The organism is Delftia sp. ZNC0008 (genome assembly GCF_000799035.1).
Classification (GTDB): domain Bacteria; phylum Pseudomonadota; class Gammaproteobacteria; order Burkholderiales; family Burkholderiaceae_C; genus Comamonas; species Comamonas tsuruhatensis.
Genome location: NZ_JTKZ01000233.1, coordinates 1 through 228, shown reverse-complemented (window position 1 = coordinate 228; position 228 = coordinate 1). Strand labels below are relative to the sequence as shown.

The 228-nt window shown below is 63.6% G+C and carries 1 protein-coding gene; it reads left to right on the top strand.

The features are described from left to right. On the top strand, nucleotides 1-228 hold a 228-nt coding region (locus L995_RS33735; RefSeq protein ID WP_197065115.1), incomplete at both ends, for a hypothetical protein.

Genomic DNA, 228 nt, shown 5'->3' with positions numbered 1-228 from the left:
AGCCAGACCAGCAGCGAGATCAAGGCGCAGTGGGCGGATGCGCTGTTCCGCAAGGACGAGGGCGCCTTGGCGCGCGTGCGCGAACGGCTGGCCGATTGGAACAAGAACAATCCGGAGCAGCCCATCGTCGTGAAGATGCCGGACATCTGGAAGAAGGTCCGCGAGATGGGTAAGGACCGGACAGACCGCATTGCGGACAACTCGCCCAAGGCGCTGCGTCAGCAGATG